Genomic DNA, 21,558 nt, shown 5'->3' on the forward strand with positions numbered 1-21,558 from the left:
TGTTGGCCGAGAATGCCGCCCCAGACATGGCTGAAGTACAGGACTCCCTTTTCCCCGATCTGCCGCCCGCACAGGAGGTGCAGGTGGCCCCGCCGCCCCCAGAACCGGCCGCCGGAAAAAAGCCGCGCACCGGCACGGTCGAGGCCGCGCCGACGGACCCGGCGCTCGTCGAACTCGCCGCCGCGCTGCCGCCCAACCTGCGGCTCGGAACGTCGTCGTGGAGCTACCCCGGCTGGGCCGGCCTCGTGTGGAACGGCGAATACGCCGAGTCGGTGCTCTCCAAGAATGGACTTTCCGCGCTCGCGCAGCATCCGCTGTTCCGCACCGTGAGCCTGGACCGCAACTTCTACCGCGCCCTCACCGCCAGCCAGTACGCGCGCTACGCGGCCATGGTGCCCGACGACTTCCGCTTCATGGTGAAGGCGCCCAGCCTGGTGACCGACGCCACCGTGCGCGACGAAAGCGGCCGCGGCATGCAGGCCAACCCGGTGTTCCTCAGCAGCGAGATCGCGCGGCAGGAGTTCGTGCTGCCCGCGCTCGAAGGACTGGGCCATCGCATCGGCGTGCTGGTGTTCCAGCTGAGCCCGATTCCCGGCCACCTGCTGGCCGACCAGCCGGCGCTGCTGGCGCGCATTGCTGACATGCTAGCCGCGCTGCCCGACCTGAAGCAGACCGCGCCCGACGCGGTGATCGCCGTCGAGGTGCGCGACCCTCAGTTGCTGACCCCCGCCTTCGCCGACATGCTGCGCAGCGTGGGCGCCACCTTCTGCATGGGCCTGCACGCGAAGATGCCGCCCATCGAAGAGCAACTGCCGATGCTGCGCGCGCTGTGGCCCGGGCCGCTGGTGTGCCGCTGGAACCTGCACCGCCGCCACGGCCGCTTCGGCTACGAAGACGCGGAAAAGCTCTATGGCCCGTTCGACAGGATCGTCGACCCCGACCCCGAGACGCGCGCCGCGCTGGCCAAGGTGATCGCGGGCACCACCCGCGCGGGCCAGAACGCCTTCGTCACCGTGAGCAACAACGCCGAGGGCTGCGCCCCTCTCACGATCGCGCAGCTCGCGCGCGACCTTGCCGCGCTGAAGCCCGGCTAGTCAGCGGATGTCGTGCTTGGCCGCCACGGTCATCTCGACCTCGACGGTCGCGTTCTTCGGCAGCGCATAGACACCGACCGCCGTGCGCACATGCACGCCCGCGTCGCCGAACACGCGGTGCAGCAGGTCGGACGCGGCATCGGCCACTTCGCTCTGCTGCGTGAAGTCGGCGGTGCACTGCACGAACACGCCGACGCGCAGCACCTTCTCCACCGCGTCGAGCGAGCCGAGCGAACGGCGCAGCAGCGCGAGGCTGCGCAGGGCGCAGATCTGGGCGCCCTCGCGGGCCTTGTCGAGCGTGACCGCATCGCCGACGCGGCCCGTGACCACCACCGTGGTGCCCACGCGCGGAACCTGCCCGCTGAGGTAGACCGTGCGGCCGTCGCGCACGATCGGCACGTAGTGGCCGCCGGCAATGATGTCGCCGTCGAAGCTGTGGCCCAGCTCGGCTGCAATCTGGTCGGCGATGTGGTCTCGGCTCTGCGCTGTCATATCGGTTCCATCAAAAAGAGCCTCATTGTCGCCAGCCGTCCTGAGGGAAAACAGATACAGATCGATCCGCTTCGAGCCGCAACAGATGGCCCGAAGCGGCTGCCTTCACTGGTCGAACGAGAGGAAGACGCGGCCGCCCTCGATCTTCACCGGATAGCTGCGCAGGTCTTCGGTCAGCGGCGCGCACATCGCCTTGCCGGTGCGCACGTCGAAGCGGCCCTGGTGCAGCGGGCATTCGATCTCATGGCCTTCGAGGAAACCGTCGCACAGCCGCGCATGGCCGTGGGTGCAGATGTTGTCGGTGGCGTGGATGCCATCTTCGGTGCCGTACAGCGCGATGTCGCGCCCCTGCACCTCGATGCCCACCACGTCTTCGGAGGGAACGTCGTCGACCGCCGCGGCGTCGACCCAGGTAATCGTGCTCATGTTCTTGTCCTTGCTCTGTGGAGTGTTCAGTTGTCGGCCTTCAGGCCGGCGCGCTCGATCACGGGCTTCCAGCGGCGCAGTTCCTCCGTCATGAACTTGCTCAGCGCCTCGGGCGTGCTGCCCACGGGGTCGAAGTAAGCGGTCTGCAGGCGCTTGAGCGTCTCCGGCTCCTTCAGCACCGCGGCAATCTCGCGGCTCATGCGCTGCACCACGTCGTTGGGAGTTCCCTTGGGCGCCATGTAGGCGAACCAGGGCACGGCCTGGATGTCGGGCACGCCCGATTCGCGAAGAGTCGGCAGTTCCGCCAGCAGCGGCGAACGCTCGGCCGAGGTAACGGCCAGCGCCTTCAGCCGCCCGGCCTTGGCCTGCGGCATCACGGACACCGGCGGCAGGCAGGCGAACTGCACGTCGCCCTGGATGATGGCCGTGACCGCCTGGCCCGACGACGCATACGGAATGTGCACCGCGAACGAATTCGTCTTGAGCTTGACCAGTTCCACGCCCAGGTGCGAGATGGAGCCGTTGCCGGTCGAAGCGAAATTGAACTTGCCCGGGTTGCGCTTCATCGCGTCGAGCCAGGCCTTGACCGAATCGACGTTCATCGAATTCGACACCGCGCACACGTTGGGCGTGGTGGCCGCGAGCGACACCGGCACGAGGTCCTTGAACGGGTCGTACGGCAGGTTCTTGTAGAGGATGGTGTTGTAGACCAGCGGCGCATTCACCGACAGCAGGAAGGTATAGCCGTCGGGCTGCGCCTTGGAGGCCTGGTCGGTGCCGGTGTTGCCGCCCGCGCCGGGCTTGTTGTCGACGATCAGCGGCTGGCCGATGCGCGCGGCCAGCTTGTCGTTGACGATGCGCGCGAGGATGTCGGGCGACGAGCCGGCCGCGAACGGCACCACGATGCGAATCGGGCGCTGCGGCCAGCTCTGTGCGTGGGCGGCCGCGGCCATTGCCAGTGCCGTGAAGGCGATGCCGAGCTGGGCGAACCTCATGCCTTGGCCTCCACCGGCACCATGCCCAGGTGGTCCTGCTGCTCGCGCGCGATGAAGCCCGCGATGAGCGCGCGGTAGGCGGCCTCGACCACCTCCGGATAGGCGCCCTTCTCTTCGGCCAGCGCCTTCACCTTGTCGATCACCTCCTGCTGGCGCTGCGGCGCCGAGACCTGGAAGGCGTCGCGCTTGAAGCGCGCGGCGTCCTTCACGTAGCGGCCGCGCTCGGCAAGCAGCGCGACGATCTGGCGGTCGAGCCGGTCGATGTTCTCGCGCACCTCGGCGAGGTCGGCGCACAGCGGCACGTAGCCGGGGTCGGTGAAGCGGCGCAGCGGCGCGCCGTTTGTCTCTGGTTCTTTTTGCTGCATGGCTGACTCGGGTTTCAGATCGGATAAATGATGGAGTTCGGGATCATCTCGCTGTCGAACACGCACAGGCGCGACGCGAACTTCAGGCCTTCGGGCGTGGGCACCACGGTGTCGATGTAGCGCCCCACGTTGAACACGGTGGAGGGCTGGTCGAGCTTGGTGCGGAACACCGCGTAGTTGGCCTCGCTGTGGATCGCGCCGTCGGCATCGACCGCGTGCACCAGCGGCAGGCCGACCACGTGGCGCTGGTAGTACGGGTCGTGGAACAGCGTCTCCTGGATGCCGTAGACCCGGTCTTCGAGCATGCCTCGGCTCTCGAACGAAAGCGTGGCCAGCGGCAGGCCGCGTTCTTGGTTCTCGCGCGGCTGCAGGCGATAGCTGCACTGCTCGGTGAAGAAGCCGGGCCACAGGCCCCATTGGCCGGAATCGACGGCGTGCGCGTAGGCGGCGTAGAGCCGCGAGAGTTCGAGGTAGGTGTCGGCGTCGAGCTTCATCATGCCTCCATCACCTCGCGCCAGTAGCGGTACATGCCGCGAATCAGCGTCTCCGTCACCATGTGGTCGGTGTTCTCGACCTCCCGGCCGCCAAGCTCGGCAAGCGTGCGGTGGAACGGCTTCTGCTCGAAGCCTTCCTGCGAGAACTCGATGACCTCGCCGTCGTCCGCCGAGACGAAGCCCGCGGGCCCGAACAGGTTGGCCTGGCGCAGGCGGCGCTGGGTCATTTCCTCGGTGTCGTCCTCGAAGCCGAAATGCGTCCAGACGAAGTCGAAGGCGTCGTGCCCCACGGGCTGGATGTGGCGCGTCGACACGCTGTTGACCTGCTGCTGCAGGATCAGGCTCGGGAACAGCGTCATCATCACCGCCGTCGGGCCGCCCCACCAGGGCTCGGGCACGATGTCGAGAAAGCGCGGGTCCTTCAGCTGCATGCTCTCCTTGAAGCTGGACACCTGTGTCACCTGCGCGGCCTTGCCGGCGCTGCCGCGCGTGGAAATCATGGCGGCATGGCGGCCGCGCGCGTCCATCTTCAACTCCGACTTGTTGTCGGCGCGCCAGAGGCCGAAGGTCACGAACCAGGTGTGCAGCAGGCCCGGGTGGTACGGGTCCTTGATGTTCTCCTGCATCAGCTTCCAGTTGCCTGGAATGCGCTGGCGGCTGTAGCCGAGGATCTTGAGCTTGCGGCCATCGAACAGCCGGTCGAAATAATGAAGGATGTCGGGGCCGAGAAAGTCCTCGAACGATTCGATCCCGTGGTCGAACGAAGCGAACACCACGCCGCCGCGCGAGGCCACCTTGAGCTTGGTGAGGCCGTTCTCCTCGGTCTTGAAGTCGGCGGGCATGCCGCCGTTGACCTTGCCGTCCTGCTTCACGCCGCGCCGGAACGGCACGCCCTGCAGGTCGCCCTTGAGCGTGTAGTTCCACTGGTGGTAGGGGCAGACGAACTCTTTCTTGTTGCCGTGGCGTTCCCGGCAGAACTGCATGCCGCGGTGCGCGCAGACGTTCTCGAACACATGGATCTCGCCCGCCTCGTCGCGCGACATGATGACCGAGCGCTCGCCGATGGCGGTGCGCTTGAAGTCGCCCGGGTTCGGAATCTCGGCCTCCAGGCCGACATAGCACCAGTGTTTCTCGTAGAAGAAGCGCTGCAACTCCTTCTTGTGCAAGGCCTCGTCGGTGTAGGCCATGAAGGGAATGCGGCTGGTCCGCTCGCTCTCCCATTTCAGTTCGACGGGGAACACGGCTTGCGTGGTCATCGGGGGTCTCCTTCGTTGTGTTCAGGTGCCTTGCAGGTAGAAGGCATCGGCATGCGTCTGCTCGGGTGCGAGGCCACGGCCGCGCACCAGTTGCGTCACGGCCTCGACCATCGGCGGCGAGCCGCAGAGGTAGGCGCGCCAGCCGTCGAGGCTGCCGGGCCAGTCGGCGCGGATCGCGTCGGTGATGAGGCCCACGCGCTGCTTTCCGTTCGCCGGTCCGGTGACGACCACCACGTGCACGTCCAGGCCCGGGTGCTGCGCCTGCAGCTCCCGCAGTTCCTGCAGGCCGTACACGTCCGCATCGGAACGCACGCCGAGGTACAGGTGGATCGGCTGCGTGAGCCCGGCCGCGATGGCGCCGCGCACGATCGAAAGAATAGGCGCCAGCCCGGTGCCACCCGCTGCACAGAGCATCGGTCCGCGGTGTTTGGTGCGCAGGTAGGCCGTGCCGAGCGGCCCGCTCACGCGCACCGGATCACCGATGCGCAACTGCTCGAAGATGTGCGCCGTGACACGCCCGCCGGGCACGCGGCGCACATGGAACTCGAGCTCCGAGTCACGGCTCAGCCCGGCCATCGAATACGGCCGCGCGAGGTCGGGGGCGAACTGCAGCTGCGCGTACTGGCCCGGAGAAAACTCCAGCGGCTTGTTGGGCTTGAGGCGCAGCCGGCGAATGTCGTGGGTCAGCGCGTCGATGCCTGTCACCGTGGCCTTCAGGATGCGCGCGGGATGCACGACCACCTCGTCCGGCTCGGGAATCTCGATGGCGCAGCTTTCGGTCAGGGTGCTCTGGCAGGCCAGCACATAGCGCTCGCCCTGGCCGTCCGGGCGAATGGCGTCCTGCCCGCCGTCGAGCACCTGGCCCGACACCACCTTGCAACGGCAGGTGCCGCAGCGCCCCGACATGCAGCTGTAGGACACCGGCACGTGATGCTCGCGCAGCACTTCGAGCAGGTTCGCGCCGGGGCGGACCTCGAGGGTGCGGGCAAGGGGATGTATGTGCAGGTCCATCGTGGGGCTCTCTTGCGCCGGCGTGGGTGCCGGCCTGTCTCTGGAAGGCGATGATGCGCGGGCGCTTCCGATTGACCAATAGAATTCGGTGAATCCTCTTCATCACTGCGCTGAATAAAGGTCCGCCGTGCAACTCAAGGACATCGACCTCAACCTGCTGCTGGTGTTCGACCGCATGCTGGCCGAGAAGCGCGTGTCGACCGTGGCCGAGTCGCTGGGCCTCTCGCAGCCGGCCATCAGCAATGCGCTGGCGCGCCTGCGCAAGCTGCTGGGCGACGAGCTGTTCCTGCGCACCGCGCGCGGCATGGAGCCCACGCCCTTCGCGCTGCAGCTGGCGGAGCCGGTGGCCTACGCCATGGGCGCGCTGCACACGGCGCTCAACCAGCAGGTCGTGTTCGACCCCGCCACCAGCACGCGCAGCTTCACGCTCGCCATGACCGACATCGGCGAGATCTACTTCACCCCGAAGCTGATGGAAGCGCTCTCGGTGGCCGCGCCCGGCGTGACCGTGAGCACGCTGCGCAACAACACCGCGACCAACCTGCGCGACGAGCTGGAGGCCGGCCACGTCGACATCGCCATCGGCCTGCTGCCGCAGCTCAAGGCCGGCGTGTTCCAGCGCCGGCTGTTCCTGCAGCAGTACGTGTGCCTGTTCTCGCAAGCGCATCCGCTCGCGAAGAAACGCAGCGTGTCATTGAAGGACTTCAGCGCGGCCGACCACGTGCAGGTCCTGGCCGCCGGCACCGGCCACGGCAAGGCCGACGACGTGATGGCGGCGCAGGGCATCCAGCGGCGCATCAAGCTGCGCGTGCCGCACTTCGTGGCCATCGGCCACATCCTGCGCTCGAGCCACATGATCGCGACGGTGCCCGAGCGGCTTGCACAGAGCATCGCGGAGCCCTTCGCGCTGGTGTGGCGCCCTCACCCGGTGGCGCTGCCGCAGATAGCGATCAACCTGTTCTGGCACGCGAAGGCGCACCGCGATCCAGGCAACCAGTGGATGCGCGGCTTGCTGTTCGACAACTTCGCGGACGGCGGCTGACCGGTTGGCCGATGCTGGCTATCGGTCGGCCTTCGGAGGCTCGATGCGATCGGGCATGCCGTGCCTCGCGAGCTGGTCGACATTGCGCAGCACGCCCGCCACGCAACGCAGACCAGCAGCGGCGCTTCCATCTCAGGCCTCCGTCGCTTCCGATTCGAGCGCCGCGGCGGGCCACTGGCCGAGTATCTCGTGCACGCCCTGCCCCACATGGCTGTCGATCAGCGCGAGCTTGCCGGCGCGCCAGCGCACCGGTTGCTCGATCGCGTGCTTCTCGAGCTTGCGCCTTGCGTACACCAGCGTCATGTGCGGCGTGAAGGCGCGCTTGGGCTTGAAGCCCGCGTCGGCCAGCGCTTCGCCCAGCCGCTGCCTGAAGGCCATGAGCGCCTCGACGCCCGCGTCGTTGCCATACAGCACGAGTGCCTGGCTCTTCGCATAGCTCATGGCTTCGTCGAAGACGACATCGAACGCGGGCGGAGGAAGCGTCGCTGCGGCGGCCAAGGCCTGCTCGACCTTGTCGCGCGGCACCGCTGCGTAGTCGCCAAGGTCGAACAGCGTGACATGCAGGCGGTGCGCCTCGACCACCGTGCCCTTCAGCGCGTGCTGGAAATTCATGCGCTCGCCGAGCGCTGCAATCGTCGTGGCGTCCTGCGCGCCGGGAAGCAATGCGAAGAAGAGCGAATGCGGCATCGGCTCGGCGCGTTGCGCCTTGCTGCGGGGGCGCGGCAAGGGCCGCGGCGGAGGATCGATGCCGGGAAGAAGAAGCTGTTGAGACATGCCTCGATCATCGCCCATCGACCCGGCGCCTTCAGGTGCTCTTCAGCAGGCGCCAAGCTCGTCTTCAGGCTGGAATTCCAGAATCGCCGAGCGCTGATGGCATGGCTTCAAGCCACCAACAGTCTCAATGATCCCAACGACTCCAACCAGGAATTTCATCTTGACGAAAACGCAAGCCTGCACCGTCCTCGCCGCACTTCTGCTCGGCACCGCATCCATGGGCGCCTGCGCCGCCGGCCCCGCACAGGACACCGGTCTCTACGTGGGCGGCTCCGTCGGCCGTTCGAGCTACAGCCTCTCTTCTTCCAACACCGTGCCCACCCCGTGGGGCGGCCAGAAAGCCAGCAAGGCCGGCACGGCCTACAAGCTGTACGGCGGCTATCGCCTGACGGAAAACTTCGGCGTGGAAGTCGGCTACGCGCGCCTCGGCCGCGTGAGCCAGTGGACGGCGGCGGGCCTGGGCTACTCCAGCCTGCAGAGCGGCACCGGCCAGGCCTTCTACGCGGCCGCCACGGCACGCCTGCCACTGGGCGATGCCTTCGCGCTCAACGGCCGCCTCGGTGTTTCGCGCGGCCGCATCTCCGGCGGCGACAACAACAATACCGTCAACTGGTGGCAACCCGGCGGCCAGCGCTTCTCGGGCAGCTCGACCGGCCTCATGGCCGGCTTCGGCGCCGAATACCGCATGACGCAGAACCTCGCGATCACCGCCGACTACGACTACTTCGGCAAGCTGTCGAAGCAGGCCAAGGGGGGCATGCTGTCGGTGGGGTTGAAGGCGAGCTTCTAGGCGCTGGCGTAGCGACCGCGACTGGCGCACTCACGCCAGTCGCGGTGGTCGGCGCGGAACCTGTCAGGGCTTCACGAACCTGTAGGCGAAGCGATCGGTCTCGCCCTTGATCGAGGGATCGAACACCTTGATCGAGTGCGTGTCGTTCTTTTCCGCGAGCAAGGTGCTTTCCTCGTCCAGGACGAAGCCGGCCGCCTCCACCTCCTTGCGAACGGATACGTGCTCGATGCGATGCAGCGACTGAGCGTCGTTCGTGCCTGCACCGCCGGCGGCAGCGTGGTCGACAACGACGTAGAACCCGCCGGGCTTCAGCCGTTCGAATACAGCTTGATTGAAAAGGGCCGCCGTCGCCCCCCGGGCCTGGGCCAGGGACGTGTGGAGGTCGTGATAGAACAGGTGCAGCCACACGACATCCGCTGGCTGCGTGGCCTCCGGCAGCGCCACGAGCTCCGCGGAGACGACTTCGACGTTCTCCCGGCCCGGCTCCTTCGCAAGCGCTCGCATGCGGCCGACCGGATCGTTGCTGAAGTGGGCGACCTCGGCCGGCACGAAGCTGTACACCCGCCCTTCGGGTCCCACCGTGTCGGAGAAGAGGCGGGTCCAGCCGCCGTCGCCTGGATAAACGTCAATGACGGTGGAACCCGCATCTACGCGTGCGAACCGGATCAACTCGGATAGCTTGGATTGGTCGTACATAGGGAGCTCCGTTAGGGTGGTTGAAGAGTGCGCGGCGTGCGGCGAATGGCGAGCGGTACGCCGGCCCGATCAGTAGAACTTGGCCCGGACCAGCAGCACTGCTCGGACCGATCGGCTATGCGCCGCAGCGGAGTCATCGCGTCGTAGACCTACAAGGGAGTGCCGCCGCGTGTCGACTACGCGCTGACCCCACTCGGTCGCAGTCTGGCCGACGCGGTCGTGGCGCTGTGCACTTGGGGGAACCGGGAACGCGGCAGAACCGGCAAGCATCTTCGCCGAGCGAGTTACCTTGTCCTGACAGCCTCCAAGCCAAACGACTCTTGACCGGAAGATACGGTTAACCAAACTGGCCGTCTGTGCGGCAGCGAACGCGTCACGCCGCATGAATCCGTCGGTGCGCGAATGCGCAACCGACAATGGCGTACTCCCGAAACGGGTGCAGAAAGGTCAAAAATCAGGCACGTCGTGGTCGCGTCCGCACATGGAGTGCGTCAACTACGCATCGAGGGGAGCCGATAGCCTCGACAGGGCTGCCACACGACAGACATCCAGAATTTCATCGGCGAGGGGCGAGTCGTCAGGACACGCCCGCGACAGCATCAACGCGCCAATCGCCTGCGCGAACACTTCGATGCGCCTGGCGCGCTGGGCTCCTGCCCGTTTGCCGTCCTCCGGCGCACCGAGCGGGTTGGCCAGGGTCGCCAGCAGGCCTTCAACGCCGGCCTCGAAAGTCGCCTTGATCGACGCCGGCTGACGCGCAGCGTCTCCGCATAGCGCGGCCATCGTGCAACCTTCACCACGAGCGTCACGATGCTCTCGGGACAGGTATTGCTTGACGACCGCTGTCGCATCGGCCCCTTCGGCTTTGGCAGCCGACTGCGCAAAACCACAGGTCGCCGCCTCCGCCAGCAGGTCTGCCTTGGAGCCGAAGTGCTTGTAGAACCCGCCGTGGGTGAAGCCTGCGACCGCCATCAAGTCCGCGATCCCTACCCCGTCGTAGCCACGCTCGCGAAACAGGGTGGAGGCCGTTTCGACGATGTGCGCCCGGTTCGCCTGCGCCTGCGCTTTGGTGACCTTCATGTCCAGGATCCCTCTAGATGTGCCATTGGTGAAGCCTTGAATATACATTGATTTTAACTATCATCAAAATCCTTGACAACAAAGATGATGATCGACATCATTGAGCCAACTTGCCTTGTAAGGCTTCCGGATATGAGCGGCACCCACCTGATCAACGACGACACAGCAACCCAACATGACTGACAACACGCTTTTCGAGTCCTACACCCTTGGCTCACTCAAACTTTCCAACCGCATCGTGATGGCGCCGCTGACGCGCAATCGTGCCGGTGCGGGCCTGGTACCCAGCGAGCATGCCGCCACCTACTACAGCCAGCGCGCCTCGGCCGGCCTGTTGATCACGGAAGCCACGCAGATCTCGGCACAGGCTCAGGGCTACCAGGACACCCCGGGCCTCTACACGCAGCCGCAGATCGACGGCTGGCGCAAGGTGACCGATGCCGTTCATGCCAAGGGCGGGCGGATCTTCGTCCAGTTGTGGCACGTCGGACGCATCTCGCACGTCGATCTGCAGCCCGGTGGCGCTCTACCGGTTGCACCTTCGGCCATCCGCGCCGCGACCAAGACCTTTGTCAACAATGGGTTTCACGACGTCTCCGAGCCACGTGCTCTGACCTTGGATGAGCTTCCGGGCATCGTCGAAGATTTCCGCAAGGCTGCGGCCAACGCGATCGCCGCGGGCTTCGATGGCGTCGAGATCCACGGTGCCAACGGCTATCTGCTCGAACAGTTCATCAAGGACGGCGCCAACGCACGCACGGACGCGTACGGCGGCTCCATCGAGAACCGTGCCCGCCTCTTGCTGGAAGTCACCGCCGCAGTGGCCAAGGAAATCGGTGCGGACCGCACTGCCGTGCGTCTGTCTCCCGTCTCGCCGGCCAACGGCATTTCCTGCAGCGATCCGCAACCGCAGTACGAATACATCTCCGAACAGCTCAGCGCACTGGGCATCGTTTATCTGCACGTGGTGGAAGGCGCCACCGGCGGTCCGCGCGATGTCGCACCGTTCGACTTCGATGCTTTGCGCAGCCGCTTCAAAAACACTTACCTGGCCAACAACGGGTATGACCTCGAACTGGCCAACGCCCGCCTGATCGGCGGCGAGGCCGACCTGTTCGCCTTTGGACGCCCCTTCATCAGCAACCCCGACCTGGTCGAAAGACTGAAAGCCGGCGCCCCCCTCGCCGCCCTGAACCCGGCCACGCTCTATGGGGGTGGCGCGGCGGGCTACATCGACTACCCGGCGCTCGCCGGTTCCAGCGCCCAGTAGCGATTGCCCCATGCCGCACACCGCGGCATGGGCTTACCTTTCTATCAAGAGGAAAAACACATGACCACTCGTACCACTGTTCTCATCACGGGCGCCTCGACCGGCATTGGCGCCATTTATGCCGACCGCTTCGCACGCCGCGGCCACGACCTTGTGCTGGTGGCGCGAGACCAGGCGCGGCTGGAAACGCTCGCTGCACGCCTGCGCGACGAAACCGGCACTGCCGTCGAGATCCTTGCGGCCGACCTGACCCAACCTGGCGATCTGGCCGCAGTCGAGGCGCGCCTGCGCGAGGACGCCAGGATCGACACCCTGATCAACAACGCCGGGGCCGCGCTGTCCGGGCAGTTCATCGACCAGTCGACAGACGATGTGGCCCGCCTGGTCAGCCTCAACACCACCGCACTCGTCAGGCTGGCGAGCGCCATCGCCCCGCGCCTGGCGCAGGCTGGCAAAGGCGCGATCGTCAACATCGGCTCGGTGGTCGGCCTGGCGCCCGAGTTCGGCATGTCCGTCTACGGTGCGACCAAGGCCTTCGTGCTGTTCCTGTCCCAGGGGCTGAGCTTGGAGCTCACGCCCAGGGGTGTCTACGTGCAGGCGGTGTTGCCTGCCGGAACCCGTACTGAGATCTGGGAACGCGCGGGCATCGACAGCAGTTCGATGCCCGATCTGATGGGAGTGGAAGAACTGGTAGATGCCGCGCTGGTGGGATTCGACCGCCGCGAACTCGTGACCATCCCGCCGCTGCACGATGCCGCGCGCTGGGAGGTGCTGAACACGGCACGCCAGGCCCTGATCGGGGACATCCGGCAGGCACACGTGGCTGAGCGCTATCGAACCGCCGCCTGAAGCGGCAAAAGACTCCAGAACGCAACGGACGGCACATGACATTCAAGGCACTGCTCGCCAGCAAGACTGGCGACACCATTTCAACCGGCCTGGTCGACTTCAAGGACGAGGAGCTGATGCCGGGCGACGTCACCGTTGCGGTCGAGTACTCGACGGTGAACTACAAGGACGCGATGGCGCTCAGTGGCCGGTCACCGGTCATTCGCCAGTTTCCGCTGATTCCTGGCATCGACTTTGCCGGTGTCGTCGAGTCGTCGGCCTATCGCGGCCTCGTCGCTGGCGACCGCGTGCTGGCGACCGGCTGGGGACTGAGCCAGACGCACCATGGTGGCTTCGCGCAAAAGGCGCGGGTGAGCGGTGATTGGCTGGTCAAGGTCCCGGAAGTCTTTTCGACCCGTGATGCCATGGCCATTGGCACCGCCGGGTTCACCGCCATGTTGTCCGTACTCGCACTGGAGCATGGCGGCCTCGCGCCCGAGCTTGGCGACATCCTGGTGACCGGCGCCAATGGCGGCGCCGGCTCCGTGGCCATCGCACTGCTGTCGGGCCTGGGCTACCGCGTGATCGCCTCGACCGGTCGCCTCGAGGAAGCCGCCTACCTGCGTACGCTGGGCGCGGCGGACGTCATCGACCGCCACACCCTTTCCGAAGCGGGCGCACCGATCGCCAGGGAGCGGTGGGCCGGGGCCATCGATTCGGTCGGCAGCCATACGTTGGCGAACGTCCTGGCCCAGACCCGGTATCGCGGTGTGGTCGCGGCCTTCGGCCTCGCACAGGGCGCGGACCTGCCGGCATCCGTGCTGCCGTTCATCCTGCGCAACGTCACCCTCGCCGGTATCGACTCGGTCAATGCGCCGCAGCCTGTGCGGCTGCAGGCGTGGTCGCGTCTGGCCAGCGACCTGGACCTGGACAAGCTTGCACGGACCACCAGGGTGATTGGCCTCGCAGAGGTTCCTGAAGTCGCCAGCCAGGTCCTCGCAGGGAAGGTTCAGGGGCGCACCATCGTCGATGTGAACGCCTGACCGCCAACGCGATGACGATGCCCCCTACCGACAAGCACCCAGGATCGCACATGCCCTACATCGACACCCCCAACCAATCGATCGACGTCGACGGGACTGCATTCGCGTACCGTGACCTGGGGCCGCGCAGCGGCGTGCCGCTGGTTCTGCTCAATCACTGGGGCGCGGTCCTCGACAATTTCGACCCGCGTATCGTCGATGGACTTGCCCGCAGACATCGCATCATCGCCATCGACTACCGGGGGATCGGCGCTTCAGGCGGAACAGCACCCGTGACCATCGATGCGATGGCCCGGGACGCGATCTCGCTGATCCACGCACTGGGTTTCGAGAAGGTCGACCTGCTCGGCTTCTCCCTCGGAGGATTCGTGGCGCAGGACATCGCGCTGAAAGCCCCTGGCCTGGTGCGCCGGCTCATCCTGACCGGCACGGGGCCGGCGGGCGGCAAAGGCATCGAACGGGTCGGAGCGGTTTCTTGGCCGCTGATCGTCAAAGGCCTGTTGACGCTGCGCGATCCAAAGACCTATCTGTTCTTCACCTCCACGGCCAATGGCCGTCGAGCCGCGAAAGCCTTCCTGGCGCGACTGAAGGAGCGCAAGGCGGATCGGGACAAGGAGCCGACGCCACGAGCTTTCCTGCGGCAGCTGAAGGCCATCAAGGCCTGGGGCCGGCAGGCGCCGCAGGATCTGGGCGGCATCCGCATCCCTGTGCTGATCGCCAATGGCGACAACGACATCATGGTGCCCACCGTGAACAGCCATGACATCGCGCGTCGCATTCCCGGCTCGCAACTGGTCATCTACAAGGACGCCGGGCATGGCGGGATCTTCCAGTACCACGGCGAGTTCGTGCCCAGGGCGCTGGCCTTCCTCAATGACTGAACAATAAAAAACCCTGAAAAAGCCCCCATGAAAGCTTTCATCATCGACCGGTACGGAAAGAAAGAAGTCGGCCGCATTGCCGACATGCCCGACCCAGAGGCCCGGGACGATGACGTCCTGATCCGGATCCACGCGGCGAGCATCAATCCCCTGGACTCGAAGACCAAGAGCGGTGAATTCAAGTTGATTCTTCCCTACCGCCTCCCCCTGATCCTGGGCAACGACATGGCCGGAACGGTCGTGCGGGTCGGCGCTCGCGTTCGCAACTTCAAGCCCGGCGATGAGATCTACGCACGCCCCGACGACGATCGCATCGGCACGTTCGCCGAGTTCATTGCCGTCAAGGCGTCATCGCTGGCACTGAAGCCCGCGAATCTCAGCATGGTCGAGGCCGCATCCGTTCCTCTGGCGGCCCTGACGGCCTGGCAGGTGCTGGTCGAAACCGCCAAGCTGAAAAGGGGGCAGAAGGTTCTGATCCATGCCGGCTCCGGCGGCGTCGGCACCATCGCCATCCAGCTGGCCAAGCATCTCGGGGCGTTCGTGGCCACGACCACCAGTACGGCCAACATCGCCTGGGTGAAGGACTTGGGAGCGGACGTCGTCATCGACTACAAACAGCAGGACTTCGCCGCGGTGCTTCGCGACTACGACGTGGTGCTGAACAGCCTCGGAAACAGCGAGCTGAACAAATCCCTCCAGGCTCTCAAGCCGGGCGGGCATCTCATCTCCATCTCGGGGCCGCCCACCCCGGCGTTCGCCATCGCGCGAGGACTGGCCTGGCCGCTCCGACTGGCGCTGCGCCTGTTGAGTTTCAGCATCAGGAACAAGGCAAAGAAGATCGGAGGCCAATACACCTTCGTCTTCATGCGGGCCGATGGGGCGCAGTTGCGCGAGATCACGGCCCTCATCGAGTCAGGCGCCATCCGCCCGGTCGTCGACAGGGTATTCCCATTTCAGGACACCCACAAAGCTTTGGCCTACGTCGACAGTGGGCGCGCCAAGGGCAAGGTCGTGGTGCAAATGCTGTAGCTGACGCGCATGCGGCACGACACGGAGAACGACAGGAGTACCCACACAACCATCAACATCGGCAAGCGCGCGCTCGTAACCGGCGCATCCAGCGGCATTGGCGCGGCCATCGCGCGTGAGCTCGCGGCGCTCGGCTCGGCAAGCCCGATGCCGCGGGCGCGCTGTGGGACGCCGGGCTCGCCGGCGGCCCGATCGACATCCTGATCGACAACGCCGGGTTCGGCTATTTCCGCCGGTTCGACGGGGTCGACTGGGCGCGCGACGCGGAACTCATCCAACTCAACATGACCTCGCTGGTCGCGCCGGTGACCTGCATCTGCCCTGGCGGCACCGAGACCGCGTTCCACGCTGCGTCCGGCGGGGGCGACTACTCGTGGATCGCGAACGCGTCGGCGAAAAGCGCGGAGTTCGTGGCGCACGCCGCGATCCGCGCGATGCTGCGCGGCGAGCGCACGGTGGTGCCCGGGCTGTTCAACAAGCTGTCGTGCTTCGGCGTGCGTTTCTTGACGCGGCGGTTCGCGTCGCGTGTGGCGACTCAAGTGCTCGGCAAGCCGCGGTTGGCACTGCCGGCGCGACAAGGGACTTGAGACCGCGGGCAACCATTGCAGACAACTGCAGGGGCGCCCTCACTCCCACTCGATCGTCGCCGGCGGCTTGCTCGAAACGTCGTAAGTCACCCGGTTGATCCCGCGCACTTCATTGATGATGCGCCCCGACACTTTCTTCAGCAGCGCATACGGCAGCTCCGCCCAGTCCGCCGTCATGAAGTCGCTGGTCTGCACCGCGCGCAGCGCGACCACGTAGTCGTAGGTGCGGCCGTCGCCCATCACGCCCACGCTCTTCACCGGCAGGAACACAGTGAAGGCCTGGCTCGTGAGGTCGTACCAGGTCTTGCCGGTTTCGGCGTCGGTGAAGTTGCGCAGTTCCTCGATGAAGATCGCGTCGGCGCGGCGCAGCAGGTCGGCGTATTCCTTCTTCACTTCGCCGAGGATGCGCACGCCCAGGCCGGGGCCCGGGAACGGATGGCGATACACCATCTCCGGCGGCAGGCCGAGCGCCACGCCCAGCTCGCGCACTTCGTCCTTGAACAGGTCGCGCAGCGGCTCCAGCAGCTTCAGGCCGAGCTGCTCGGGCAGGCCGCCCACGTTGTGGTGGCTCTTGATGGTGACGGCCTTCTTGCTCTTGGCGCCGCCCGACTCGATGACGTCGGGGTAGATGGTGCCTTGCGCCAGGAAGGTCGCGCCCTTGTGGCCCCCGTCGCCCGCCTTCAGCTTCGCGGCTTCCTGCTTGAACACGGTGACGAATTCGCCGCCGATGATCTTGCGCTTGGCTTCGGGGTCGCTCACGCCGGCGAGCTTGCCGAGGAACAGCTCGCTGGCGTCCACGCGGATCACTTTCGCGTGCAGCTTGCCTTCGAACATTTCCATGACCATGTCGCCTTCGTTCAGGCGCAGCAGGCCATGGTCGACGAACACGCAGGTCAGCTGGTCGCCGATGGCGCGGTGGATGAGCGCGGCGGCCACGCTCGAATCGACACCACCCGACAGGCCGAGGATGACTTCTTCGTCGCCCACCTGCTCGCGGATTTTCTGCACGGCTTCCGCGATGTGGTCGCGCATGACCCAGTCGGGCTTGGCGTCGCAGATGCCGAGCACGAAGCGCTCGATGATCGCCTTGCCCTGCACGGTGTGCGTCACTTCGGGGTGGAACTGCAGCGCGTAGTAGCGGCGCGCCTCGTCGGCCATGCCGGCGATGGGGCAGCTGTCGGTGCTGGCCATGAGCTTGAAGCCCGGCGGCAGTTCGGTGACCTTGTCGCCGTGGCTCATCCACACGTTGAGCATGCCGTGGCCTTCGGGCGTGGTGAAGTCGGCGATGTCCTTCAGCAGCGCGGTGTGGCCGCGGGCGCGCACGGCCGCGAAGCCGAATTCGCGCTTGTGGCCGCCCTCGACCTTGCCGCCGAGCTGGTGCGCCATGGTCTGCATGCCGTAGCAGATGCCGAGCACCGGCACGCCGAGGTCGAACACGGCTTGCGGGGCCTTGTCGGTGGTTTCCTCGTAAACGCTGGCGTGGCTGCCAGAGAGGATCACGCCCTTCAGGTGGCCGTCGGCGGCGTATTCGCGCACCCATTCGTCGGTGACGTCGCAGGGATGCACTTCGCTCAGCACGTGGGCTTCGCGCACGCGGCGTGCGATCAGCTGGGTGACTTGCGAGCCGAAATCGAGGATGAGGATCTTGTCGTGTTGCATGGCGAAGGACTCAGAGCGTTGAAATGTCGAACAGCCGGACGCCTGCTTGCGGCGCGGCCTGGATGAGGCGCTCGTCGAAGGTCGCGAGCGGAAGATTGAGCGATTTTGCGAGCCAGAGATAGCCCGCGTCGTACTGGGACACGCCCGCGTCGATGGCCACGGCGAGCACGGCCTTGTGCTGCGCCGGCGCCAGCTCGTGCAGCTCGACGCGGTGGCGTATGGCGTCGAGCACGCTCCACAGCCCTTCGACCGCGGACGAGGGAATGCGGCCGCTTTGCACGCCGTTGGCCAGGATGTTGGCGCACTCCCATTGCCACACGTTGGGCGCCTGTGGCTCGACCTCGTCGCGGCGGATGGCGGCGTAGAGCTTGCGGGTGTGTGCGGTGGCGTGGTCGGGCAGCAGCCAGGCTGCGGTGACCGAGGCGTCCATGACGAAGGCTGTCATGGCTGGCGCCCTTCGGCGCGCAAGGCGCTCGGTGAGGCGCCGGGCTGGATGGTGGCGTGCAGCGCGTCGATCTGGCCGAGTTCGCGCTGGATCTGCTCGTCGGTGATGACCGGCTTGCGGCGCACCGGCAGCATGCGCACGACTTCCCTGCCGTGGCGGGTGATGCGAACCTCCTCGCCCTTTTCGACCGAGTCGATCAGGGCCGAGAAGTTGTTCTTGGCTTCGGCGATACCGATGGATTGCATTTGGGCCAGAAAATCTGAATCTGGCCCAAATTCTAAACCCGATCTGGCCTGACTTTCAAGGTCTGGCCAGATTGGGCTTATTCAGCGCGGTAGTTCGGCGCTTCCTTGGTGATCTGCACGTCGTGGACGTGGCTCTCACGAATGCCGGCCGTGGTGATCTCGACGAACTCTGCCTTGTTCTGCATGTCCTCGATGGTCGCGCAGCCGCAGTAGCCCATGCTGGCGCGCACGCCGCCGGCCATCTGGTAGACGATGGAGACGATCGAGCCCTTGTAGGGCACGCGGCCTTCGATGCCCTCGGGCACCAGCTTGTCGGTGTTGGGGTTGCCGGTGGTCGATTCCTGGAAGTACCGGTCGGCACTGCCCTGCTGCATCGCGCCGATGGAGCCCATGCCGCGGTAGCTCTTGTAGCTGCGGCCCTGGTACAGCACGATTTCGCCCGGCGCCTCTTCGGTGCCGGCGAACATGCTGCCCATCATCACGGTGCTGGCGCCGGCCGCGATAGCCTTGGCGATGTCGCCCGAGTAGCGCACGCCGCCGTCGGAGATCAGCGGAATGCCCGTGCCCTGCAGCGCGGTGGCCACGCTGTCGACCGCCATGATCTGCGGCACGCCCACGCCGGCCACGATGCGGGTGGTGCAGATGGAGCCGGGGCCGATGCCGACCTTGACGGCGTCGGCACCGACGTCGGCCAGCGCGCGCGCGGCGTCGCCGGTGGCGATGTTGCCGCCGATGACGTCGACCTGCGGATAGTTCTTCTTGACCCAGCGCACGCGCTCGATCACGCCGGCGCTGTGGCCGTGGGCGGTGTCGACCACGATGGCGTCGACGCCGGCCTTCACCAGCGCCTCGACGCGCTCCTCGGTGCCGTCGCCCACGCCGACCGCAGCGCCCACGCGCAGGCGGCCGTTGGCGTCGCGCGCGGCGTTGGGGAAGCTGGTCTGCTTGGTGATGTCCTTGACGGTGATCAGGCCCTTGAGCTCCCAGTCGCCGTTGATGACCAGCAGGCGCTCGAGCTTGTACTTGTTGAGCAGTGCCTTGGCTTCGGCCAGCGTGGTGCCGTCGGGCACGGTGATGAGCTTCTCGCGCCGCGTCATGATTTCGCTGACGGGCACGTCGTAGCGGTTCTCGAAGCGCAGGTCGCGCCCCGTGACGATGCCGACCACCTTGCCGGCGTCGACCACCGGGAAGCCCGAGATGCCGAGCTGCTCGGACAGCGCCATCACCTGGCGCACCGAGTGCGTGGGGGTGATCACGACCGGGTCGCGCAGCACGCCCGATTCGTATCGCTTCACGCGGGCCACTTCCGCGGCCTGCTGCTGCGCCGTGAGGTTCTTGTGCACGATCCCCATGCCGCCCTCCTGCGCGATGGCGATCGCAAGGCGGGCTTCCGTCACGGTGTCCATGGCCGCCGAGACGAGCGGCAGGTTCAGCGTGATGTTGCGGGAGAGTTTGGTGGCGAGGGAGGTGTCCTTGGGCAGGACCTGGGAGAACGCTGGCACCAACAACACGTCGTCGAAGGTGAGCGCTTTGCCGAGAAGGCGCATGGGTGAAGCTCCAAAAGACGGATTGTAACGAGGGCCCCGAGGGGTTTGCTGGCGCAGGCCATTAACGAACGTTGCAAAACCACCCAATGAGGATGTTGCAAAAAGTAAGGCAAGGCTAAACTTCGGGGATGAAATTCGTGCACTGGCTGCTATTGGGATGTGTCGTTGCGATGCCGCTGTCTGCGAGCGCGCAGTGGCAATGGATCGACAAGAACGGCAAGAAGGTCTTCAGCGACCAGGCCCCGCCGCCGGACGTGCCCGAGAAGAACATCCTGCGCCGCGTCGGCCCGGCGCCGGGGGCCCGCTCCACGGCGAACCCGAATGTAGACGCCGCGCCGGCCGAAGGCGCGGCCGATGCCGCTGCAGCCGCTCCCGCAAAGGCTGCGGCCGCCCCCAAGCCGACCGGCGTCGACAAAGAGCTCGAGGAAAAGACCAGGAAGGCCGAGGCCGACGCAAAGACCAAGCAGGCCGCGGAAGCCGCCAAGGTGGCACAGGCCAAGGCCGAGAACTGCACCCGCGCCCGTCAGGCCAAGGCCACGGTCGACAGCGGCATGCGCATTGCGCGGGTCAACGCGCAGGGCGAGCGCGAAATCATGGATGACACAGCACGCGCTGCCGAGCAGAAGCGCGTGCAATCGGTGATCGACGCCGACTGCAAGTAAGGCGCCGGCACCGCCGGCTTCAGTAGCCGGCCTTGCCGCCCTTGCGCCGGTTCGCAAAAAGGCCGGTGCCCTTCGCGCCCTGGCGCTGGAAACGCTCCCGCCGCGCCACCTTGGGGTCGACCGCCAGGGGCCGGCACAGCTCGATGCGGTCGCCGTCCTTCACGGGCTGCTCCCACTCGACCACCCTGCCCCAGATGCCGGGCGTCATTGCGTGGCGCCAGTCCAGTTCGGGAAAGCGCGCGGAAAGGCCGCTCGCCTTCACCGCTTCGGCCAGCGTGGCACCGGGCGCGAGCTGCAGCACCTGCTCGAACACCTCGCGCGCAGCGGGTGAACAGCTCAGCGTGACCTCGATCATCAGGGGCTGCCGTAGACCTGCTCGGCGCGCTTGACGAAGGCCTCCACCAGGCTCGATGCGATGGTGTCGAACACCGGCCCCACCAGCGCCTGCAGGGCGAAGTTGCTGAAGCCGTAGCTCAGGTGCAGCTCGACACGGCAGGCGCGCTCGCCCTCTTCGCCCACGGGCACGAATTTCCACTTGCCGTCGAGGTTGGAGAAAGGCCCGTCGACCAGCTTGAGCTGGACTTCGCGCCCCGGCACATGCGTGTTGCGGGTGGTGAAACTCTGGTGCAGTCCGGCAAAGGCAAGGCCGACTTCGGCGGTCATGCCGGCCTCGTCCTGCTCGATGACTCTCGACTTGTCGCACCAGGGAAGAAATTGCGGATACTTGGCCACATCGGTGACGAGCGCATACATCTCTTCGGCGCTGTACCAGATGAGGACGGACTTGTTGACTGTTTTCATAGAATCGGCACAGCGTGCGCGATGGATTGTATTGAAGCCATGCAGC

Annotated in this window: 26 protein-coding genes and 1 pseudogene; 11 read left to right on the forward strand and 16 right to left on the reverse strand. The window is 66.2% G+C overall.

Going from position 1 to position 21,558, the window contains the following annotated elements:
- Positions 1–26 precede the first annotated feature (26 nt).
- Positions 27–1,094 (forward strand): DUF72 domain-containing protein, encoded by a 1,068-nt coding sequence (locus C4F17_RS05665; protein WP_106937449.1) that lies wholly within the window; start codon positions 27–29, stop codon positions 1,092–1,094.
- Here the strand turns inward: C4F17_RS05665 and C4F17_RS05670 are convergent, their stop codons facing one another.
- From C4F17_RS05670 to C4F17_RS05700, 7 genes are all read right to left on the reverse strand, one after another.
- On the reverse strand, positions 1,095–1,586 hold the full coding sequence (locus tag C4F17_RS05670; RefSeq protein ID WP_106934585.1) for a RidA family protein: 492 nt from the start codon (positions 1,584–1,586) through the stop codon (positions 1,095–1,097). It abuts the gene before it with no gap.
- A gap of 105 nt (positions 1,587–1,691) precedes the next feature.
- Positions 1,692–2,012, reverse strand: a complete 321-nt coding sequence (locus tag C4F17_RS05675; protein ID WP_106934586.1) for a non-heme iron oxygenase ferredoxin subunit — start codon at positions 2,010–2,012, stop codon at positions 1,692–1,694.
- A gap of 26 nt (positions 2,013–2,038) precedes the next feature.
- Positions 2,039–3,007 (reverse strand): Bug family tripartite tricarboxylate transporter substrate binding protein, encoded by a 969-nt coding sequence (locus C4F17_RS05680; protein ID WP_106934587.1) that lies wholly within the window; start codon positions 3,005–3,007, stop codon positions 2,039–2,041.
- On the reverse strand, positions 3,004–3,372 hold the full coding sequence (locus tag C4F17_RS05685; RefSeq protein WP_106934588.1) for a chorismate mutase: 369 nt from the start codon (positions 3,370–3,372) through the stop codon (positions 3,004–3,006). Before C4F17_RS05685 ends, C4F17_RS05680 begins: the two co-directional genes overlap by 4 nt.
- A gap of 14 nt (positions 3,373–3,386) precedes the next feature.
- Entirely contained in the window at positions 3,387–3,869 is a 483-nt protein-coding gene (locus C4F17_RS05690) for an aromatic-ring-hydroxylating dioxygenase subunit beta (protein WP_106934589.1), read from the reverse strand.
- On the reverse strand, positions 3,866–5,122 hold the full coding sequence (locus C4F17_RS05695) for an aromatic ring-hydroxylating dioxygenase subunit alpha (RefSeq protein WP_106934590.1): 1,257 nt from the start codon (positions 5,120–5,122) through the stop codon (positions 3,866–3,868). The genes C4F17_RS05690 and C4F17_RS05695 overlap by 4 nt, the downstream gene beginning before the upstream one ends.
- 21 nt (positions 5,123–5,143) lie before the next feature.
- Complete coding sequence (locus C4F17_RS05700; protein ID WP_106934591.1) at positions 5,144–6,133, reverse strand: 2Fe-2S iron-sulfur cluster-binding protein; 990 nt, start codon at positions 6,131–6,133, stop codon at positions 5,144–5,146.
- Between the two features lie 127 nt (positions 6,134–6,260).
- Between C4F17_RS05700 and C4F17_RS05705 the strand changes: the two genes are divergently transcribed.
- Complete coding sequence (locus tag C4F17_RS05705; RefSeq protein ID WP_106934592.1) at positions 6,261–7,175, forward strand: LysR family transcriptional regulator; 915 nt, start codon at positions 6,261–6,263, stop codon at positions 7,173–7,175.
- Positions 7,176–7,307: 132 nt separating this feature from the next.
- On the opposite strand, the gene C4F17_RS05710 is transcribed toward C4F17_RS05705, so the two are convergent.
- Positions 7,308–7,949, reverse strand: coding sequence for a 2'-5' RNA ligase family protein (locus tag C4F17_RS05710; RefSeq protein ID WP_106934593.1), 642 nt, complete (start codon positions 7,947–7,949; stop codon positions 7,308–7,310).
- 160 nt (positions 7,950–8,109) lie between these two features.
- On the opposite strand from C4F17_RS05710, the gene C4F17_RS05715 reads away from it, so the two are divergent.
- On the forward strand, positions 8,110–8,739 hold the full coding sequence (locus C4F17_RS05715; protein WP_159053607.1) for a porin family protein: 630 nt from the start codon (positions 8,110–8,112) through the stop codon (positions 8,737–8,739).
- Between the two features lie 63 nt (positions 8,740–8,802).
- On the opposite strand, the gene C4F17_RS05720 is transcribed toward C4F17_RS05715, so the two are convergent.
- Positions 8,803–9,435 (reverse strand): class I SAM-dependent methyltransferase, encoded by a 633-nt coding sequence (locus C4F17_RS05720; RefSeq protein WP_106934595.1) that lies wholly within the window; start codon positions 9,433–9,435, stop codon positions 8,803–8,805.
- 150 nt (positions 9,436–9,585) lie between these two features.
- On the opposite strand from C4F17_RS05720, the pseudogene C4F17_RS33325 reads away from it, so the two are divergent.
- Positions 9,586–9,733: pseudogene (locus C4F17_RS33325) on the forward strand (winged helix-turn-helix transcriptional regulator); the annotation flags it as partial.
- Positions 9,734–9,930: 197 nt separating this feature from the next.
- Here C4F17_RS33325 and C4F17_RS05730 read toward each other — a convergent pair.
- Positions 9,931–10,515 carry a TetR/AcrR family transcriptional regulator gene (locus tag C4F17_RS05730; protein ID WP_106937450.1) on the reverse strand — a complete coding sequence of 195 codons (585 nt, stop codon included), beginning with the start codon at positions 10,513–10,515 and terminating at the stop codon, positions 9,931–9,933.
- Between the two features lie 175 nt (positions 10,516–10,690).
- On the opposite strand from C4F17_RS05730, the gene C4F17_RS05735 reads away from it, so the two are divergent.
- The 6 genes from C4F17_RS05735 (at position 10,691) to C4F17_RS33100 (ending at position 16,153) form a co-directional block, all read left to right on the forward strand.
- Positions 10,691–11,785: an alkene reductase gene (locus tag C4F17_RS05735; RefSeq protein WP_106934596.1), complete on the forward strand. Its 1,095-nt coding sequence runs from the start codon at positions 10,691–10,693 to the stop codon at positions 11,783–11,785.
- 60 nt (positions 11,786–11,845) lie between these two features.
- Positions 11,846–12,634, forward strand: a complete 789-nt coding sequence (locus tag C4F17_RS05740; protein WP_081270570.1) for an SDR family NAD(P)-dependent oxidoreductase — start codon at positions 11,846–11,848, stop codon at positions 12,632–12,634.
- A 35-nt stretch (positions 12,635–12,669) separates the two neighbouring features.
- Positions 12,670–13,656 (forward strand): acrylyl-CoA reductase (NADPH), encoded by a 987-nt coding sequence (gene acuI / locus C4F17_RS05745; protein WP_106934597.1) that lies wholly within the window; start codon positions 12,670–12,672, stop codon positions 13,654–13,656.
- Positions 13,657–13,706: 50 nt separating this feature from the next.
- Entirely contained in the window at positions 13,707–14,537 is an 831-nt protein-coding gene (locus C4F17_RS05750) for an alpha/beta fold hydrolase (protein ID WP_234382602.1), read from the forward strand.
- Positions 14,538–14,564: 27 nt separating this feature from the next.
- A complete protein-coding gene (locus C4F17_RS05755) occupies positions 14,565–15,566 on the forward strand; it encodes an NADP-dependent oxidoreductase (protein ID WP_106934598.1) in 1,002 nt (333 codons plus the stop codon).
- Positions 15,567–15,850: 284 nt separating this feature from the next.
- Positions 15,851–16,153, forward strand: a complete 303-nt coding sequence (locus tag C4F17_RS33100; RefSeq protein ID WP_199851918.1) for a hypothetical protein — start codon at positions 15,851–15,853, stop codon at positions 16,151–16,153.
- Positions 16,154–16,192: 39 nt separating this feature from the next.
- On the opposite strand, the gene guaA is transcribed toward C4F17_RS33100, so the two are convergent.
- From guaA to guaB, 4 genes are all read right to left on the reverse strand, one after another.
- Complete coding sequence (guaA, locus tag C4F17_RS05765) at positions 16,193–17,812, reverse strand: glutamine-hydrolyzing GMP synthase (protein ID WP_106934599.1); 1,620 nt, start codon at positions 17,810–17,812, stop codon at positions 16,193–16,195.
- Positions 17,813–17,822: 10 nt separating this feature from the next.
- Entirely contained in the window at positions 17,823–18,257 is a 435-nt protein-coding gene (locus C4F17_RS05770; RefSeq protein ID WP_199851919.1) for a type II toxin-antitoxin system VapC family toxin, read from the reverse strand.
- Entirely contained in the window at positions 18,254–18,502 is a 249-nt protein-coding gene (locus C4F17_RS05775; protein WP_106934601.1) for a type II toxin-antitoxin system Phd/YefM family antitoxin, read from the reverse strand. The genes C4F17_RS05770 and C4F17_RS05775 overlap by 4 nt, the downstream gene beginning before the upstream one ends.
- 77 nt (positions 18,503–18,579) lie before the next feature.
- The gene (guaB, locus tag C4F17_RS05780; RefSeq protein ID WP_081270564.1) at positions 18,580–20,049 is read right to left on the reverse strand and encodes an IMP dehydrogenase; all 1,470 of its coding nucleotides are present in this window, start codon (positions 20,047–20,049) and stop codon (positions 18,580–18,582) included.
- Between the two features lie 128 nt (positions 20,050–20,177).
- Between guaB and C4F17_RS05785 the strand changes: the two genes are divergently transcribed.
- Entirely contained in the window at positions 20,178–20,711 is a 534-nt protein-coding gene (locus C4F17_RS05785; RefSeq protein WP_106934602.1) for a DUF4124 domain-containing protein, read from the forward strand.
- Positions 20,712–20,730: 19 nt separating this feature from the next.
- Here C4F17_RS05785 and C4F17_RS05790 read toward each other — a convergent pair whose 3' ends face one another.
- Positions 20,731–21,066, reverse strand: coding sequence for an RnfH family protein (locus C4F17_RS05790; protein WP_106934603.1), 336 nt, complete (start codon positions 21,064–21,066; stop codon positions 20,731–20,733).
- Positions 21,066–21,512 (reverse strand): type II toxin-antitoxin system RatA family toxin, encoded by a 447-nt coding sequence (locus C4F17_RS05795; RefSeq protein WP_081270561.1) that lies wholly within the window; start codon positions 21,510–21,512, stop codon positions 21,066–21,068. The genes C4F17_RS05790 and C4F17_RS05795 overlap by 1 nt, the downstream gene beginning before the upstream one ends.
- Positions 21,513–21,558: the final 46 nt, after the last annotated feature.

It is taken from the genome of Variovorax sp. PMC12, assembly GCF_003019815.1.
In the GTDB taxonomy this organism is placed as follows: Bacteria; Pseudomonadota; Gammaproteobacteria; order Burkholderiales; family Burkholderiaceae_C; genus Variovorax.